Origin of the sequence: uncultured Azonexus sp. (assembly GCF_937982035.1) — a bacterium.
Lineage (GTDB): Bacteria > Pseudomonadota > Gammaproteobacteria > Burkholderiales > Rhodocyclaceae > Azonexus.
Genome location: NZ_CALJNI010000011.1, coordinates 1 through 16,083, shown reverse-complemented (window position 1 = coordinate 16,083; position 16,083 = coordinate 1). Strand labels below are relative to the sequence as shown.

Genomic DNA, 16,083 nt, shown 5'->3' with positions numbered 1-16,083 from the left:
TTCAGGAGAACACGTAAGCATCCATCGCAATCACCAAGTCATCGACGCCGGCATGGAAACGTTCCGGCCGGCAGTCTGCGCCGCCTGCGCCGAGGGCGACGAACAGCGGCAGCAGGTGTTCTTCGGACGGATGGGCGTGGCGGCCGTGGGGTGAAGCGTGGCGGTAATCAAGCAGGCTGGCGATGTCGTTTTCGGCCAGGCGTGCGGCCAGCCAGTCGGCGAATTCACCGACGTAGGCCGGCGTCTGCCCGCCCTGCTGCCAGGCCCGGCGATAGTCGCCGAGATTGTGCGTGATGCTGCCGGAGCCGACGATCAGGATGCCGCGCCCGGCCAGCGGTGCCAGCGCCCGGCCGAGCGCCAGTGCCTGTTGCGGCCCGCCGTGGCTGGGCAGGGAAAGCGGGATCACCGGGATGTCGGCCTGCGGGAACATGTGCATCAGCGGCACCCAGACACCGTGATCGAGACCGCGTTGCCGGTCGATGGCGGCTGGCAGGCCGGCGGCGTTGAGGCTGGCGACAATCTCGACAGCGACATCCGGCGCACCGGCGGCCGGGTAGCGCAGTGCGTAAAGCGCTTCCGGAAAACCGCCGAAATCGTGGATGGTCGCGGGCTGCTCGCTGGCACCGACGGTCACCTCGGCCGTTTCCCAATGGGCGCTGACGACGACGATGGCGCGCGGCGTGCCGTAAGCCTCGAGCAGGCGGGCGGCCATGTCGCGCAAGGCCTGCCCCGCTGTTCCGGGATAAAGGGCAAAGGTCGGCGCCCCATGCGACACGAACAGGCTGGGCAGGCGGGACATCAGCGTGCCTCCGCGGCACCCAGCCGGCCGCTGCGGTAGTCATTGATCGCCTGGTAGATTTCCTGTTCGGTAGTCATGACGAAGGGACCGTACTGGGCGATCGGCTCGTCGAGCGGCTGGCCGGCAATCAACAACAGACGGCTGTCTTCCCGGGCGCTGACCCGGACGCCGTCGGCTGCCGCGTCGTTGTCGAGGATGGCCAGTTGCTTTTCGGGAACGCGCTGGCCGGCGATGTCCACGGCGCCACGATAGACCACGACAAAGGCGTTGTGCCCAGCCGGCAACGGGTGCTCGAAGCTGGCATCCGCCGGCAGGTGGATGTCGAGGTAGAGCGGCTGCGTCGCCGCACGCGTCACGGCGCCGGCCACACCCCCGCTTTCACCGGCAATGACGGTGACGGCAATGCCGCCGTGCAGATCGTAGCGCGGCAGTTGATCGGCCGGAAAGTCTCGGTACCAGGGCGCGCACAGCTTGTCTTTGCCCGGCAGGTTGAGCCAGAGCTGGAAACCTTCCATGCGCCCGTCTTCCTGTTCGGGAATCTCGGAGTGAATCAGGCCGTGGCCGGCAGTCATCCACTGCACGCCGCCGTTCTCCAGCAGGCCTTCGTGACCAGCGCTGTCGCGGTGGCGCATGCGGCCGGCGATCATGTAGGTGACGGTTTCGAAACCGCGATGCGGATGATCGGGAAACCCAGCGATGTAGTCGTCCGGATTGTCGCTGCCGAAGGCGTCGAGCATCAGGAAGGGATCGAGGCGGCGCTGCAGGTTCTGCGTCAGCAGGCGGGTCAGGCGCACGCCGGCACCGTCCGAGGTGGCCGTGCCGGCGACGAGCTGTTCGACCCGGCGGCTTTGCCGGATGCTTTCGGTCGGGTTGGTTGGCGTGCTCATGATTTCTCCTCAGGAAAACAGGCGGGCAATCTCGGCTTCCGCCTCGGCGAAACCCTGCGCGGTCGCCTCCGGCCCCATGTTCAGGCCCTCGGCATAAATGAAATGGACGTCGGTGATGCCAAGAAAACCGAGGAAAGTCCTGATCAGCGGCACCTGGCTGTCGAGTGCCGTGTCGCGGTAACGCCCACCGCGCGCCAGCGCCACGTAGGCGGTCTTGCCCTTGAGCAGGCCTTCGGGACCGTTGGCGGTGTAGCGGAAGGTGACGCCGTTGCGGGCAATCGCGTCGAACCAGCTTTTCAGTTGCACGGGAATGGTGAAGTTGTACATCGGCACGCCGAGCACCAGCACGTCGGCGGCCTGCACCTGGGAGATCAGCGCATCGTCGCTGGCAACACGGGCAGCCTGTTCGGCGGAGCGCTGGTCGCCCGGCGTGAACAAGGCACCGAGCGCGGCGCCGTCGAGCACCGCCGGCGGATTGGCGCCGAGATCGAGGACGTCGAGAGTAGCGGCTGGATTGGCGGCTTGCAAGCGCTCGACGACCTGCCGGGCGACGCGGGTGGAATTGGCATCGGCGGCACGGATGCTGGCGTTGATCTGCAGGATGTTCATGTTGTTTCTCCGTTGGGGTCAGGGTGAATCCATTGTATTTAAGCCGAATCACTTGATTAAGCGGGGTAAATGGATAACATTGTTCCGTATATGGAACAATTTGACGCCAACGACCTGCTGATCTTCGCCCGTGTTGCCGATGCGGCAAGCTTCAGCCGTGCCGCCGAGCAGCTCGGTCTGCCGAAATCGACCGTTTCACGGCGCGTTTCATTGCTTGAGGAGCGCCTGGGCGAGCGCCTCATCCAGCGCACCACGCGCCGGCTGACGCTGACCGATTACGGCCGTCAGTTGCTCGAACATGCCCGCCAGGTCGCCGCGGAAGTCGACGCCGTGCGCGCCCTCAGCGAATTCCGCCAGGCCCGGCCGAGTGGCCGGCTGCGCGTGTCGATGCCGAACGATTTCGCCACCCTGCTGCTGACCGACATGCTCGCCGCTTTCGTCACCCTGCACCCGGCGGTATCGCTGGAACTCGATCTGTCACCGCGGCGCGTCGATCTGCTCGGCGAAAACTTCGATCTCGCCATCCGCATGGGCAGCCTGCCCGATGATGCCTCGCTGGCGGCACGAAAACTGGCCGATTTTCCCGGCGGCTTGTACGCCGCGCCACAATACCTGGCCGAGCACGGTGAACCGGCGCATCCCGACGCGCTCATGCAGCACACGACCCTGCGCCTGTTCGGCCGTTCCGGCGAACCGGCGGTCTGGGAGCTGCGCCACCCGGATGAACGGCAAGCCTGGCAGGGATCACCGCGCGCCCATACCGTCGCCAATTCACCGGAATTGCTGATTCATCTGGCGCGCGCCGGTGCCGGCATCACGGCCGTCCCGGACTACTTTGCCGCACCGTGGGTCCGTCAGGGTCTGCTGCGCCGGGTGCTGCCGGCCTGGTCGCTGCCGGCGCATGCGGCCTGGGCGGTGTTTCCCGGCCGGCGACTGATGCCGGCCAAGACCCGGGCCTTTCTCGACATGCTGCTGGCGGCACTGAATCCCTAGACGCTGGCCAACAACAACGCGCCCTTCTCCAGCGGATCGAGGTCAATGCGTTTGACCTCGCTGAAACCGGCTTCGGCCAGCCAGGCGCGGTAATCCGCTTCGCGATGGATGCTGGTCCCGGTCTCGTACAGCAGGGTCAGCTTGAATGCTGCCAGATAGGGCGACGGCGGCTGGTCGTCAAGGTATTCGTGGATGACCAGCAGGCCGCCCGGATTGAGGCTGTCGCGGATGCGCCGGATGACCCGGCGATTGTCGTCGGCCGTCTGGTTGTGCGCGACCGACAGGTAAAAAACCACGTCCTGCCCGGGGGCCCATTGATGGTCGAGCACACTGGCCGGGGTCAGCGCGATGCGCTCGCTCAGGCCGTGCGCCGCCAGTCGCGCCGGGGTGTCGGCCAGGGCGCTGGGAAAATCGACGATCTGCGCACGCAATTGCGGATAGTGTTCGCAGAAGCGGATGCTGTGCAGGCCGTGCGAGCCGCCGAGGTCGAGCAGGCGCTGCTGGTCCGGTCGAAGCGGAACCAACCGCAACAGGTTCGGCCCGAGATCGCGGGCGAAGGCCGCCATGTAGGCGGCAAAGGTCTGGCCGAGCTGGGGCCGCGACTGCATCGCTTCCCACAAGGTGGTCTGCGGCCCGCCGCGGCGTAGCGCGCTGCCGAGATCGCCCATCATCGGCCAGGCTTCGGCGGTCCACAACAGGCCCGGCGTGTAATCGACGGCGCCGCGCGAGGTGAACCAGCGCTGGGTCGATGCGCTGTTGGAATAGCTGGCGCCGTCACGTTCGAGATAGTCGATGCTGACCAGAAAATCGGCCAGCGTGGCGACTCCGCGCACCGAGACAGCCAGGCGCCCGGCCAATGCGTCGGTGCTCAAGGGGCCGTCGGCCAGCGCTTCGAACAGGCCGAGCTGGCCGGCCGAGATGATCGCTGCCGACTTCATCATCGGCAGGTAGACATCAATCATCGGCAAGTTGTTGCCGGCAGCCGGAGAACTCACCCGAGTGCCGCCTCGATGGCCGCCCGCAGCGCCGCATCGTCCGGTGCGGTATCCGGCGAGAAGCGGCCGATGACCTTGCCCTGGCGATCGATCAGGAATTTCTCGAAGTTCCACAGCACATCGGTGTCGCGCGCCGGCAGCAGCTTGTAGCCGGCGAGCTTGTCGCGGAAGTCGCTGCCTTCCGGATAAACGGCATTCGGGATCGCGGCAATCAGCGCGGCGTAAAGCGGATGGCGCGGTTCGCTGTTGATCTGCACCTTGGCGAACAGCGGGAAGCTGACGCCGTAGGTCGCGCTGCAGAATTCGCGGATTTCGTCGGCGGTGCCGGGCTCCTGGGCGGCAAAGTCGTTGCAGGGGAAACCCAGCACCTGGAAACCGCGCGGCGCCAGCGCCTCATGCAGCTTTTCCAGGCCCTCGTATTGCGGCGTCAGGCCGCAACGCGAGGCAACGTTGACCACCAGCAGCACCTCGCCGGCGTAGTCACGCAGGCTGGCCGGTCGACCGTCCAGGGTCTGCAGGGGAATATCGTAAAGGCTGTCATTCATTGTCTTCTCCATGGGTTCGGGGCGCTGCTTGGAGTCTGTGGTGTGTTCAAGCGTTCCCTTGGTTTCGTCGTTATACACTCTCTGCTCAAGATATTCGGTTCGCCACCATGCCTTTGCCCTACCCCATCCCCATAGACGAAATCGAGTTTACCGCGATCCGCGCCCAGGGCGCCGGTGGACAGAACGTCAACAAGGTCTCGAACGCCGTGCATCTGCGCTTCGACATTGCCGCATCGTCGTTGCCGGAATCCGTTCGTACCCGGTTACTGGCGCTTGATGACCGGCGTATCAGCAAGGACGGCGTGCTGGTGATCAAAGCCCAGGAATTCCGCAGCCTAGAGAAAAACCGTGCCGAAGCGCTGCGCCGGCTGGAAATGCTGCTTGCCGCTGCGAGCGCGGTGGTTCGCCCGCGCCGGCCGACCAAGCCGACGCAAGGCTCGCTGCGCCGTCGTCAGGACGCCAAGCGCCGGCATTCGGCATTGAAAGCCGCGCGCCGCAACGAAATCGACGATTGAGTCAGGCAAGCCGCGCCAGCACCTGCAGCGCTTCGCGATAGACGTGCGGATCGGGATAGCGCCGCGTTTCCGGCGGCAGTAATCGGGCCACGCGTTCGCCGCGCCGTGCATCGATTTCCGGTTGCCAGCCGGCGAGCACCTGGGCGACGGCGTCCGGCGCGTTGCACACGAGCAGCATGTCGCAGCCGGCAGCCCAGGCGGTTTCGACGCGAGCCAGCATGTCGCCGACGACACCGGCACCAGCCATCGACAGATCGTCGGTAAAAACCACGCCGTCAAACTTCAAGTCGTTTCTCAAATAAGTAATCCATTTATTTGAAAAAACAGCCGTATTGCAATCAAAGCACTCGTAGATCACGTGCGCCGCCATGACCGCGTCGAGGGCCAGGTCGCGATAGGGATGCAGGTCGTCGGTCATCGCCGCCAGCGGCCGGTCGTCGACCGGTAGTTCGACATGCGAGTCGGGAATGACGTAGCCGTGGCCGGGGAAGTGCTTGCCGCAAGTGCCCATGCCGCCGGCTTTCAGGCCCTCGCCAAGCGCGCCGGCGAGCGCTGCGACGACCGCCGGGGCGCGGTGGAAGGCGCGGTCGCCGATCACGCGCGACGGGCCGTAATCAAGGTCGAGCACCGGCGTGAACGAATAATCGACGCCGCAGGCGCGCAGTTCGGCGGCGAGCACGAAACCGGCGGCGCGGGCAGCGGTCAATGCGGTATCCGGATCGCTGTCGTGCAGCAAGCCGAGGGTGCGCATCGGCGGCAGCCGGGTGAAGCCCTCGCGAAAGCGCTGCACCCTGCCCCCTTCGTGATCGACGGCGATCAGCAGGCGCGGTTCGCGCAGCGCGTGGATCTCGTCGCACAGCGCCGTCAGTTGGGCGCGGTCGCGGTAGTTGCGGGTAAACAGGATGATGCCGCCGACCAGCGGATGGCACAGGCGTTCACGGTCGAGGTCGGTGAGTTCGGTGCCGGCGATGTCGATCATCAGCGGACCGGGCAGCCTGGTGCTCATGCTTGCTCCAGCAAAACGTAGGCGACGGCGTATTCGGCTTCGTCGCTGATCGAAAGATGCGCGGTCAGGCGGCGGTTTTCAACGATTTCCGCCAGTTGACCGTGAAAATTGAAGACTGGCTTGCCCAGTGCATCGTGGCCGACGGCAATTGTCGGCAGCAGCACCGGCGGCCGCACGCCCGTGCCGAAGGCCTTGGCGAAGGCTTCCTTGGCGGCGAAGCGCTTGGCCAGGAAGCGACCCTTGTCGGCGGCGCGTGCGAAATCGTCCAGTTCGTCCGGCGCCAGCAGCTTGTCCAGCGCCTTGTCGCCGTGCCTTTCCCACATGCCGCGCAGCCGCGCGACGGCGACGATGTCGGTTCCGATGCCGACGATCATTCGGCTTCCGAATTCGCCGCGGCAGCGACCATCAAAGCCTTCATCTCGCGCACTGCCTCGCGCAGGCCGGTGAACACGGCGCGGCTGACGATGGCGTGGCCGATGTGCAACTCGCGGATGCCAGCCAGCCGGGCGACCGGCTGGACGTTGTAGTAGTTGAGCGCGTGGCCGGCGTTGAAGCGCATGCCGAGCTGGCGGATGGCGCGGCCGGCGACGCGGATTTTCTGCAGTTCGGCGAGCACCGCCGGCGCCTCGGCGTCGCGGCCTTTCTCGTAGAAGGCGTGGGCGTAGGGGCCGGTGTGGATCTCGCAGACGCTGGCACCGATCCGCGCCGCCGCCTCGATCTGCGGGATTTCGGCGTCGATGAAGACGCTGGTGGTGATGCCGGCGTCGCGCAGCCGGGCGATCACGTCCTTGAGGCGAGCTTCCTGGCCGACGATGTCGAGACCGCCCTCGGTGGTCACCTCGTGCCGCCCTTCCGGCACCAGCATGGCCATTTCCGGCCGGGTCGCGCTGGCGATGCCGACCATCTCGTCGGTCGCCGCCATTTCCAGGTTGAGCTTGATCTGCGTCGTTTCCTTGAGCCGGCGGACATCGGCATCCTGGATGTGCCGGCGATCCTCGCGCAGATGCACGGTGATGCCGTCGGCGCCGCCCAGATGCGCCTCGACGGCCCCCCAGACGGGATCGGGTTCGTAGGTGCGCCGGGCCTGGCGGACGGTGGCGATGTGGTCGATGTTGACACCGAGTTCGATCATAGTTCCTGCAACTCCTTGAAAATCTTGCGGGTTTCCAGTTCCTGGCCGCCCAGATAATAGCTCAGCAGCGTGCGCATCAGCGTCTTGGCTTCGCCGCGCGAACGCGGGTTGGAGAAATCGCCAGCGCCGAGGTCGAGCAGGCTGCTGCCGCGCACCACCTGGGCATCTGCTTCAGCATGCGCCAGGCGCACCGGCCCCTGCTCCATCCGGTAAGTGTAGAACGCATCGGCGGCAATCGGCTCGCCGGCTGCATCGTGGTCGAGCATCAGGCCGTAGCCGAGCTCCTGCAGCAACGCCTTCTCGAAGCTGCGCAGGTCGCCCTCGCGGGTCGCAGCGTCGCTGTGCGCAGCCAGGCGCTGCAGGGTTTCGGCGTAGCGGGCGAACAGCGTCTGGTGGGCGTCCTCGCGCGGCAGCAGGTGCATCAGCAGCTCGTTCAGGTAGTAGCCGCAGAACAGCGCCTCGCCACCGAGCAGCGGCTGGCCGCCGACCCATTCAGCCTTCATCAGCGTCAGCACCTCGCCCTTGCCGGCCCAGCCGATTTCCAGCGGCTGGAAACCCATCAGCAGGCCGCGGATCGCCGCCCGCGGGCGGCGCGCGCCGCGCGCCAAAAGCGCCATGCGGCCGAAATCGCGGCTGAAGACTTCGACGATCAGGCTGGTCTCGCGAAACGGCATGCTGTGCAGCACGTAGGCGGGCTGGCCGTCGACCTTGCTGCGCAGACTCATGGCGAGATAACCCAGGTAAGGGGCTTACTCGTAGCCGAGGCTCTTGAGCAGGCGCTCGTCGTCGTTCCAGCCCGACTTCACCTTGACCCAGACTTCGAGATAGACCTTGCCGTCGAACAGCCGCTCCATGTCCTGGCGCGCTTCGCTGGCGATGCGCTTCAGCGAGTCGCCGCCTTTACCGATGACGATCGCCTTGTGGCTTTCGCGGTCGACGACGATGGCGGCGAAGATGCGGCGCAGGTTGCCCTCGACCTCGAATTTCTCGATCTCGACAGCGGTGGCGTACGGCAGTTCGTCGCCGAGCAGGCGGAAAACCTTCTCGCGGATGTATTCGGCGGCGAGGAAGCGCTCCGACTTGTCGGTCAGATCGTCTTCCGGGAACATCAGGCCCTCGTTCGGCAGGTGCTTGCGCGCCTCCTTGAGCAGGTCCTGCGTCTGTCGGCCCTTGGCGGCGCTGACCGGAACCACGGCGGTGTAGTCGAAATCGGCCGAGACCTCGGCGAGGAAAGGCAGCAGCGCTTCCCGGTTCTTCAGCAGATCGGTCTTGTTGATGACCAGAATCACCGGCCGGTCCTTCGGCAGCAGGCGCACCACCGCCTTGTCCTTGGCGTCGTAGCGGCCGGCCTCAATGACGAAGAGGACGAGATCGACGTCGTTCAAGGTCTGCGTCACGCCGCGATTCATCGCCCGGTTCAGCGCGTTCGAAAACTTGGTCTGGAAGCCCGGCGTATCGACAAAGACGAACTGCGCGTCGGGCTCGGTCAGGATGCCGGTGATGCGGTGCCGGGTGGTCTGCGCCTTGCGCGAAACGATGCTGATCTTCTCGCCGATCAGGTGGTTGAGCAAGGTCGACTTGCCGACGTTGGGTCGGCCGACGATGGCGATGTAGCCGGAGCGGATTTCGGTCATGGATTCAGGGCTTTCAAGGCCGCTTCGGCGGCGTTCTGTTCGGCGATGCGGCGACTGCTGCCGCACCCTTGGGTACGCAGCGAAGGATTGTCGATTTCGCAGGCAACGACGAAGGATTGTTCATGGGCGGCGCCGCTGGTTTCCAGCAACTGGTAACGCGGCAGCGGCTTCTTCTTGCCCTGCAGCCATTCCTGCAGGCGGGTCTTGGCATCCTTCTGGAACTGCCCCGGCTTGAGATCGGCGAGCAGCGGTGCATAGAGTCGGGCAATCAACCTGGCCGTCACATCGAACCCGGCATCCCGATAAACCGCGCCGAACAGTGCTTCGAGCGCATCGGCGAGGATCGACGGGCGCGCCGCACCGCCGCTTTTCAGCTCACCTTCGCCGAGTCGCAGCGCCTGGCCGACACCCAGTTGCAGCGCGAGTCCGTGCAAGGTTTCCTGACGGACCAGATTGGCCCGCAGACGGGAAAGATCGCCTTCGGGCAATTCCGGGAAGCGTTGATAGAGGATGTCGGCGATCACGCAATCGAGGATGCCGTCACCGAGGAACTCCAGGCGCTCGTTGTTGGGCGTGCCATAACTGCGGTGCGTCAGCGCCGTACGCAGGAGACTGGCATCGGCAAATTCATGCCCGATGCCTGCGGCGATTTTCTGCGGTGTCATGCTTATTCCGCAGTCGTCCCCTTGTAGTCAATCAGCAGGCTGACATTGGCGAACAAGGGAATGCGTTTTTCGTAGGCGAAGTCGATGACCACCTGGCCACGCTTGTCCTTGTAGATTTCAAGGTCACGGGACGAGAAGGAAAGATGGTCGACTTCGGCATACTTGTCGAAGGAACGGCGCAGTTCGACCACGGTCGTATCCGGCGTCGCCTTCGCAACCACCGCCTTGCTGCCTTGCAATATCTTGTAGTACTCGATCACCGAAGGCGTCACCTTCATGCCCAGCACGGCCACGAGGATGATGACGATACCCCAGAAAATCAGGCCGGAAAGCGCTACACCACGTTGATATTTCATGTTCTCACCTTACCTGAATGCACCGATACGGCTGAAGTCGTCGAAATTCAGCCAGATGAAGAAGGCCTTGCCGACGATATTCTGCTCCGGCACGAAGCCCCAGGCCCGGCTGTCGCGACTGTTGTCGCGATTGTCGCCCATCATGTAGTAATGGCCGTCCGGCACCTTGCAGGTCACGCCACTGGCATTGTATGTGCAATTTTCCCGATAGGGAAAGGATGAAACGCCGGGAATGAAGGCCGGCGCATCGGCATCATTCAGTATCTTATGCTCGACGTCGCCGAGCTTTTCCGTGTATTGCTCGGAGTAGTACAGACGCTCCGCATGCAGGAAATCCGGCTGCTTTTCCATGGCTACGGGCTTGCCGTTGATGCGCAACTGCTTGTTGTGATACTCGATGGTATCGCCCGGCAGGCCCACCACGCGCTTGATGTAGTCGAGCGAAGGGTCTTCCGGATAGCGGAAAACCATCACGTCGCCGCGCTGCGGTTCGTTGATGTCGATGATCTTGGTGTTGATCACCGGCAGGCGGATGCCGTAGGTGTACTTGTTGACGAGAATGAAATCGCCGACCAGCAGGGTCGGGATCATCGAACCGGACGGAATCTTGAACGGCTCGAAGAGGAAGGAACGGAGCACGAAGACGATCAGGATCACCGGGAAGAAATCGGCACCCCACTCCACCCACAACGGCTGCTTGTCGTTGGCAGCGCGCAGCTTGCGGAACTTGAGGACGTCGATCGCGTACAGGATGCCGGTGAAGACGGTCAGGACGAGAAGGATCAGGGCGAAGTTCATGCGTTATCTCAGTTATCGACGCGCAGCACGGCGAGGAAAGCTTCCTGCGGGATTTCCACCGAACCGACCTGCTTCATGCGCTTCTTGCCGGCCTTCTGTTTTTCGAGCAGCTTCTTCTTGCGGGTGATGTCGCCGCCGTAGCACTTGGCCAACACGTCCTTGCGCATTGCCTTGACGTTCTCGCGGGCGATGATGTGCGAGCCGATGGCGGCCTGGATGGCAACGTCGTACATCTGGCGCGGAATCAACTCGCGCATCTTGTTGGCCAGTTCGCGGCCGCGGTACTGCGAATTGGAACGGTGCACGATCAGCGACAGCGCATCGACCTTCTCGCCGTTGATCAGGATGTCGAGCTTGACCACGTCGGCCGAGCGATATTCCTTGAAATCGTAATCGAGCGAGGCATAGCCTTTGGAACAGGACTTCAGTTTGTCGAAGAAATCCATGACCACTTCGGCCATCGGCATTTCATAGACCAGCTTCACCTGGCGGCCGTGGTAGTGCATGTCGACCTGATTGCCGCGCTTCTGGTTGCACAGCGTGATGACGTTGCCCAGGTAATCCTGCGGCACGAAGATGGTCGCGGTGATGATCGGTTCGCGCACTTCCTCGATCTTGGAGATTTCCGGCAGCTTGGCCGGGTTCTCGACCTGGATCACCGAGCCGTCGCGCTGCACGACTTCGTACACTACGGTCGGCGCGGTGGTGATCAAATCCTGATCGAATTCGCGCTCCAGGCGCTCCTGCACGATTTCCATGTGGAGCAGGCCAAGGAAGCCGCAGCGGAAGCCGAAGCCCAGCGCCTGCGAGACTTCCGGCTCGTATTGCAGCGAGGCGTCGTTGAGCTTGAGCTTTTCCAGCGCTTCGCGTAGCGAGTCGTACTGGTTCGACTCGACCGGGTAGAGGCCGGCGAACACCTGCGGCTTGATTTCCTTGAAGCCGGGCAGCGGCTCGTTCGCCTTGCGGTCGGCCAGAGTGATCGTGTCGCCGACCTTGGCGGCTTTCAGTTCCTTGATCCCGGAGATCACGAAGCCGACCTCGCCGGCCTTAAGCGACGGGCGCTGCAGCGATTTCGGGGTGAACACGCCGACCTGTTCGCACAGTTGGGTGGCGCCGGTGGACATGAAGTAGAGCTTGTCCTTGGGCTTCATCTCGCCTTCGACGACACGCACCAGCATGACGACGCCGACGTAGTTGTCGAACCAGGAGTCGATGATCAGCGCCTTCAGCGGCGCGCTGACATCGCCCTTGGGCGGCGGCACTCGGGCGATCACGGCTTCGAGGATGTCCTCGACGCCCAGGCCCGTCTTGGCCGAGGCCAGCACCGCATCGGTCGCATCGATGCCGATCACGTCCTCGATTTCCTGGCGGGCGTTGTCCGGGTCGGCCGACGGCAGGTCGATCTTGTTGAGCACCGGCACCACCTCGACATCGAGGTCGAGCGCCGTGTAGCAGTTGGCCACCGTCTGCGCCTCGACGCCCTGCGAGGCATCGACGACCAGCAGCGCGCCTTCGCAGGCCGACAGCGAACGCGAGACTTCGTAGGAGAAGTCGACGTGCCCCGGCGTGTCGATCAGGTTCAGGTTGTACACCTTGCCGTCGCGCGCCTTGTACTGCAGCGCCGCCGTCTGCGCCTTGATGGTGATGCCGCGCTCCTTCTCCAGGTCCATGGAGTCGAGCACCTGCTCGGTCATCTCGCGCTCGCTCAAGCCTCCGCAGCGCGCGATCAGGCGGTCGGCCAGCGTGCTCTTGCCGTGGTCGATGTGCGCGATGATGGAAAAGTTGCGGATGTGCTTCATGGCCACAGAAAAAGGGCGCGCCCAACCAGCGCGCCCGTTCGGTGCAAAGGTGCGATTGTAGGTCGTACGCCCGGCGCGTGCCGTGGTCGGGGCCACGGCACACCATGCGTTACGGCCGCACCAGCACCCACTGCGCCCAGTCGCCGCGGCGGATCAGCAGCGTCACCGGCCGGCCCTTGGGCCAGTCGGCCACGGCGCGCTCGAACTCGCGCACGCCCGCCACGGACTGGTTGCCGACCCCGACGATCACGTCACCCGCGCGCACCCCGGCCGCGGCGGCCGGGCCACCGACTTCCGCGACGAACACGCCGCCGGCGACTTTGCGCTCGCGCCGCTCGTCGGCGGTGAGTTCGCGCACCGTCAAGCCCAGCGGCCCGGCCTTGGCCACCTTCGGCTCGGCGGGCGCGGCGGCCGTTTCCTCCTCGAAGGTGCCCACCGTCAGCGTCAGCGTCTTGGTCGCGCCGCGCCGCCAGACCTCCACCGCCGCGCGCGTGCCCGGCTTGGTGTTGCCGACGATGCGCGGCAGGTCGGCCGACTTCTCGATCGGCTTGCCGTCGAAGCGCAGGATGATATCGCCCGGCTCGATCCCGGCCTTGGCCGCGGGCGAGCCGTCCTCCACCCCACGCACCAGCGCCCCGATGGCCTTGGGCAGGCCCAGCGACTCGGCCAGCTCCTTGTCCACCGGCTCGATCGCCACCCCGATGCGCCCGCGCGTGACCTTGCCCGTGGCCTTGAGCTGCTCGGCCACGCGCACCGCCTCGTCGATCGGGATCGCGAAGCTGATGCCCATGAAGCCGCCCGAGCGCGAATAGATCTGGCTGTTGATGCCGACCACCTCACCGCGCATGTTGATCAGCGGCCCGCCGGAGTTGCCGGGGTTGATCGCCACGTCGGTCTGGATGAAGGGCAGGAAGTCGCCGGTATCGCGCTGCTTGGCGCTGACGATCCCGGCCGTGACGGTGTTGTCCAGCCCGAACGGCGAGCCGATCGCCATCACCCACTCGCCGACCTTGAGCCGCTCCACGTCGCCGATGCGCACCGGCTTGAGCCCGGTGGCGTCGATCTTGACCACCGCGACGTCGGTGCGCCGATCGAAGCCGACCACGCGCGCCTTGAACTCGCGCTTGTCGGGCAGCGTGACGATGACCTCCTCGGCCCCGTCGACGACGTGGGCGTTGGTGAGGATGAAGCCGTCGGCGCTGTAAATGAAGCCCGACCCCACGCCGCGCTGGCGCTGCTCGGGCACGCGGTCGGGCCCCTGCGGCCCGCGCGGCACCGCCCCCGGCGGCAGCGGGATGCCGAAGCGGCGGAAGAACTCGCGCATCTGCTCTTCCACGTCGTCGCCCATCGACTCGTCGCGCCGCACGCGCTCAACCGTGCGGATGTTGACCACCGACGGGCCGACCTCCTCCACCAGGACCGTGAAGTCCGGCAGGCCGGTGACGCGCGGCGCCGCGGCCGCAGGGGCCGGGGCGGCGGAACCGACCGGCTGCGCGCCGACGCCGTGTTGCGCGGCGCTCCACACGAGCGCGACCGCCGCGACCGCGGAAACGGCCGCCAGCGCCCACGGCCGCCGCGCCGGCGGCGTCGGGGTGTGCGTGGGGTTCGATACGTCCATCGTCATCGGTTGTGGCTCCTTGCCGATTCACTCAACGGGTCTTTTCCAGCGCGCCGAGGAAGCGCTCCAGCGTCGCGAGTGGTACCTCGCCCATCGCCGTCACCGGCGTGCCCGCGACGGTTTGCACGAGCACGTGGGTCGCGCCGGCCTGGGCGCGCTGCGAGGCAGCCGCCTCGCCGGTGCTGAAGAACAGCGACACCGCCGCCAACCCATCGGAAAACACACACTGCAACGGCGCGCGGGTGCGCCCCGCTTCGGCCGGCCGCGACCAGCAGGTCACCGGGCGGAACCCCGGCACCTCGGCGCGCAGCCGCCAGCCCTCGGCTTCCAGCGTCGTCTTGTTCAGCACCGGCCGCTCGACGCGCATGCCGCGTGTATCGTCCATCTGTCGCGCCAGCGTCTCCAGGCGCAGCGGAGCGTCGAGCTGCAGTTCGGTGAACGCCACCTGTTCCAGCACCTCGCCGTCGGCGCGCAGGGTTTGCACCTTCAGCGCGAGCCCGGTGCGTTTTTCGGACCAGAGGCGGTAGCCGTAGCGCAGCGCGTCCGCTGGCACGATGTCCACCACCCAGGCGTCGTAGCCCGCAACGCGCTCGCTGCCGCGCGGCTCGGCGCGGTAGTAGCCCCCGACCTCGATGCCCGGCACCCCGACCGGTCCGGGAAAGAGCCGCAGCAGCTCGCGCCGGTCGCGCAGCGCCCACTGCCGCTCGGGCCAGACGGTGAGCACCTCGTCGTCGCGGCGCCAGGTCACGCGCGCCGGGCCGCTGAGCGACTCGATGCGCTCGACCTGCTGCCGCCCGTCGCACACGTGTGCGATGCGCGCGGTCGCAATCTCGCTGCCGCGCGTGACGACGAACACCCCGCTGTAGGCGCGGTTGCGCGTGGCGTCGTGCAGGCGTTGCAACCAGCCGCGCACGTCGGCCGGCGGCGCGCCGTTGGACGGCACCGCCTGTGCGAGCGCCATCGCGCCCGGCCACGCAAACAACGCCGCCGCCACAACGCCGGCGACGGCACGGAAGAGATGACGGAGAGACGACGTCAGCGACATCGGTGCAGCTCAGCGCGCCGGGACATCGTAACTGGCCGCGCGCAGAAAGCCCGCGCTCGTCTGCAGCGCCGACGCCCCGCCCCACTGGCGGTGCGCGGCCATCAGCTCCTCGAGCTGCGGATCACGCACCCGCGCCACCGGCACGGCGGCTGGCACGACGCCCGCGGTAGCGCCCACGACGACGGCGGGCGGGGCCGGCGTCTGCGCCACCTGTGCGACCTCGCCCGGAGCGCTGCCGGGCACCGCGCCGCTTTGCCACAGGATCGACACCACCGCGGCAACCGCCGCCACGCCGGCCACCAGCCGCCAGCGGAAGACCGCATCGTTGGCCGCGGCCGCCGCGCGCGGCAGCGCCGCGGGCGCGGACACCGCATCCGCCGCATCCGCCACGGTCGGCAGCGGCTGTGCCGCCACGCGCGCCATCACCGCCCGCACGAACGCCGGATCCGCCGCCTCGTCACCGCCGGCCTGGGCCCGCAGCGCGTCGCCGATGCGCCGGTACGCGTCCCACGTGCGCCGCTGCGTCTCGGGGTCGGACGCCGCGAGCGCCGCCGCGATCTCGTCGCCGCCACATTCGCCGTCGAACAGCGCGGAGAGCCGCTCGCCGCACGCGCGGCGCTCGTCACCGGTATCGCGGATCGTCACGTCGGAGGGTTTCATGGTCTTGCTTTCACAGGGTAGGGGCAC

At 66.2% G+C, this 16,083-nt stretch carries 19 protein-coding genes; 2 read left to right on the top strand and 17 right to left on the bottom strand.

All coding sequences use genetic code 11. The annotated features are described in order from the left end of the window. Position 1: 1 nt before the first annotated feature. Genes Q0799_RS08490 through Q0799_RS08480 form a run of 3 tightly spaced genes read right to left on the bottom strand, consistent with a single transcriptional unit; the run spans position 2 to position 2,295 of the window. Positions 2–799, bottom strand: a complete 798-nt coding sequence (locus Q0799_RS08490; RefSeq protein WP_298397079.1) for a class III extradiol ring-cleavage dioxygenase — start codon at positions 797–799, stop codon at positions 2–4. Beyond that, positions 799–1,686: a pirin family protein gene (locus Q0799_RS08485; protein ID WP_298397076.1), complete on the bottom strand. Its 888-nt coding sequence runs from the start codon at positions 1,684–1,686 to the stop codon at positions 799–801. The genes Q0799_RS08490 and Q0799_RS08485 overlap by 1 nt, the downstream gene beginning before the upstream one ends. A gap of 9 nt (positions 1,687–1,695) precedes the next feature. Further along, the gene (locus Q0799_RS08480) at positions 1,696–2,295 is read right to left on the bottom strand and encodes an NAD(P)H-dependent oxidoreductase (protein ID WP_298397073.1); all 600 of its coding nucleotides are present in this window, start codon (positions 2,293–2,295) and stop codon (positions 1,696–1,698) included. 90 nt (positions 2,296–2,385) lie between these two features. Here Q0799_RS08480 and Q0799_RS08475 point away from each other — a divergent pair, with 90 nt between their 5' ends. After that, positions 2,386–3,288, top strand: a complete 903-nt coding sequence (locus tag Q0799_RS08475) for a LysR family transcriptional regulator (protein ID WP_298397070.1) — start codon at positions 2,386–2,388, stop codon at positions 3,286–3,288. On the opposite strand, the gene Q0799_RS08470 is transcribed toward Q0799_RS08475, so the two are convergent. Both Q0799_RS08470 and Q0799_RS08465 read right to left on the bottom strand, forming a co-directional pair. Then, entirely contained in the window at positions 3,285–4,283 is a 999-nt protein-coding gene (locus tag Q0799_RS08470; protein WP_298397067.1) for a methyltransferase, read from the bottom strand. The genes Q0799_RS08475 and Q0799_RS08470 overlap by 4 nt on opposite strands. Then, positions 4,280–4,828, bottom strand: a complete 549-nt coding sequence (locus Q0799_RS08465) for a glutathione peroxidase (protein WP_298397064.1) — start codon at positions 4,826–4,828, stop codon at positions 4,280–4,282. The genes Q0799_RS08470 and Q0799_RS08465 overlap by 4 nt, the downstream gene beginning before the upstream one ends. 107 nt (positions 4,829–4,935) lie before the next feature. Here Q0799_RS08465 and arfB point away from each other — a divergent pair, with 107 nt between their 5' ends. Then, positions 4,936–5,343, top strand: coding sequence for an alternative ribosome rescue aminoacyl-tRNA hydrolase ArfB (arfB, locus tag Q0799_RS08460; RefSeq protein WP_298397061.1), 408 nt, complete (start codon positions 4,936–4,938; stop codon positions 5,341–5,343). Between the two features lies 1 nt (position 5,344). Here arfB and nagZ read toward each other — a convergent pair whose 3' ends face one another. From nagZ to Q0799_RS08400, 12 genes are all read right to left on the bottom strand, one after another. Continuing rightward, positions 5,345–6,349, bottom strand: a complete 1,005-nt coding sequence (nagZ, locus tag Q0799_RS08455; protein ID WP_298397058.1) for a beta-N-acetylhexosaminidase — start codon at positions 6,347–6,349, stop codon at positions 5,345–5,347. Continuing rightward, entirely contained in the window at positions 6,346–6,723 is a 378-nt protein-coding gene (acpS, locus tag Q0799_RS08450; RefSeq protein ID WP_298397055.1) for a holo-ACP synthase, read from the bottom strand. Before acpS ends, nagZ begins: the two co-directional genes overlap by 4 nt. Then, a complete protein-coding gene (locus Q0799_RS08445) occupies positions 6,720–7,481 on the bottom strand; it encodes a pyridoxine 5'-phosphate synthase (RefSeq protein ID WP_298397052.1) in 762 nt (253 codons plus the stop codon). Before Q0799_RS08445 ends, acpS begins: the two co-directional genes overlap by 4 nt. Further along, positions 7,478–8,206, bottom strand: coding sequence for a DNA repair protein RecO (recO, locus tag Q0799_RS08440; RefSeq protein ID WP_298397049.1), 729 nt, complete (start codon positions 8,204–8,206; stop codon positions 7,478–7,480). Before recO ends, Q0799_RS08445 begins: the two co-directional genes overlap by 4 nt. A 24-nt stretch (positions 8,207–8,230) precedes the next feature. Beyond that, a complete protein-coding gene (gene era / locus Q0799_RS08435) occupies positions 8,231–9,115 on the bottom strand; it encodes a GTPase Era (protein WP_298397045.1) in 885 nt (294 codons plus the stop codon). Further along, positions 9,112–9,780, bottom strand: coding sequence for a ribonuclease III (rnc, locus tag Q0799_RS08430; RefSeq protein ID WP_298397042.1), 669 nt, complete (start codon positions 9,778–9,780; stop codon positions 9,112–9,114). Before rnc ends, era begins: the two co-directional genes overlap by 4 nt. A 2-nt stretch (positions 9,781–9,782) precedes the next feature. Next, a complete protein-coding gene (locus Q0799_RS08425) occupies positions 9,783–10,136 on the bottom strand; it encodes a DUF4845 domain-containing protein (RefSeq protein ID WP_298397039.1) in 354 nt (117 codons plus the stop codon). Between the two features lie 9 nt (positions 10,137–10,145). Next, entirely contained in the window at positions 10,146–10,934 is a 789-nt protein-coding gene (gene lepB, locus Q0799_RS08420) for a signal peptidase I (RefSeq protein ID WP_298397036.1), read from the bottom strand. 8 nt (positions 10,935–10,942) lie between these two features. Then, the gene (gene lepA, locus Q0799_RS08415) at positions 10,943–12,733 is read right to left on the bottom strand and encodes a translation elongation factor 4 (RefSeq protein ID WP_298397033.1); all 1,791 of its coding nucleotides are present in this window, start codon (positions 12,731–12,733) and stop codon (positions 10,943–10,945) included. Between the two features lie 109 nt (positions 12,734–12,842). Further along, a complete protein-coding gene (locus Q0799_RS08410) occupies positions 12,843–14,357 on the bottom strand; it encodes a DegQ family serine endoprotease (RefSeq protein ID WP_298397030.1) in 1,515 nt (504 codons plus the stop codon). A 25-nt stretch (positions 14,358–14,382) separates the two neighbouring features. After that, on the bottom strand, positions 14,383–15,396 hold the full coding sequence (locus Q0799_RS08405; protein ID WP_043703757.1) for a MucB/RseB C-terminal domain-containing protein: 1,014 nt from the start codon (positions 15,394–15,396) through the stop codon (positions 14,383–14,385). A 9-nt stretch (positions 15,397–15,405) separates the two neighbouring features. After that, on the bottom strand, positions 15,406–16,083 hold a 678-nt coding region (locus Q0799_RS08400; RefSeq protein WP_298397023.1), incomplete at its 5' end, for a sigma-E factor negative regulatory protein.

Coding starts and splice junctions, on each gene's coding strand:
- lepB (WP_298397036.1), bottom strand. CDS start 10,934: ATGAACTTCGCCCTGATCCTTCTCGTCCTGACCGTCTTCACCGGCATC.
- Q0799_RS08485 (WP_298397076.1), bottom strand. CDS start 1,686: ATGAGCACGCCAACCAACCCGACCGAAAGCATCCGGCAAAGCCGCCGG.
- Q0799_RS08425 (WP_298397039.1), bottom strand. CDS start 10,136: ATGAAATATCAACGTGGTGTAGCGCTTTCCGGCCTGATTTTCTGGGGT.
- acpS (WP_298397055.1), bottom strand. CDS start 6,723: ATGATCGTCGGCATCGGAACCGACATCGTCGCCGTCGCGCGGCTGCGC.
- Q0799_RS08490 (WP_298397079.1), bottom strand. CDS start 799: ATGTCCCGCCTGCCCAGCCTGTTCGTGTCGCATGGGGCGCCGACCTTT.
- lepA (WP_298397033.1), bottom strand. CDS start 12,733: ATGAAGCACATCCGCAACTTTTCCATCATCGCGCACATCGACCACGGC.
- era (WP_298397045.1), bottom strand. CDS start 9,115: ATGACCGAAATCCGCTCCGGCTACATCGCCATCGTCGGCCGACCCAAC.
- rnc (WP_298397042.1), bottom strand. CDS start 9,780: ATGACACCGCAGAAAATCGCCGCAGGCATCGGGCATGAATTTGCCGAT.
- Q0799_RS08405 (WP_043703757.1), bottom strand. CDS start 15,396: ATGTCGCTGACGTCGTCTCTCCGTCATCTCTTCCGTGCCGTCGCCGGC.
- nagZ (WP_298397058.1), bottom strand. CDS start 6,349: ATGAGCACCAGGCTGCCCGGTCCGCTGATGATCGACATCGCCGGCACC.
- recO (WP_298397049.1), bottom strand. CDS start 8,206: ATGAGTCTGCGCAGCAAGGTCGACGGCCAGCCCGCCTACGTGCTGCAC.
- Q0799_RS08480 (WP_298397073.1), bottom strand. CDS start 2,295: ATGAACATCCTGCAGATCAACGCCAGCATCCGTGCCGCCGATGCCAAT.
- Q0799_RS08410 (WP_298397030.1), bottom strand. CDS start 14,357: ATGACGATGGACGTATCGAACCCCACGCACACCCCGACGCCGCCGGCG.
- arfB (WP_298397061.1), top strand. CDS start 4,936: ATGCCTTTGCCCTACCCCATCCCCATAGACGAAATCGAGTTTACCGCG.
- Q0799_RS08465 (WP_298397064.1), bottom strand. CDS start 4,828: ATGAATGACAGCCTTTACGATATTCCCCTGCAGACCCTGGACGGTCGA.
- Q0799_RS08445 (WP_298397052.1), bottom strand. CDS start 7,481: ATGATCGAACTCGGTGTCAACATCGACCACATCGCCACCGTCCGCCAG.
- Q0799_RS08475 (WP_298397070.1), top strand. CDS start 2,386: ATGGAACAATTTGACGCCAACGACCTGCTGATCTTCGCCCGTGTTGCC.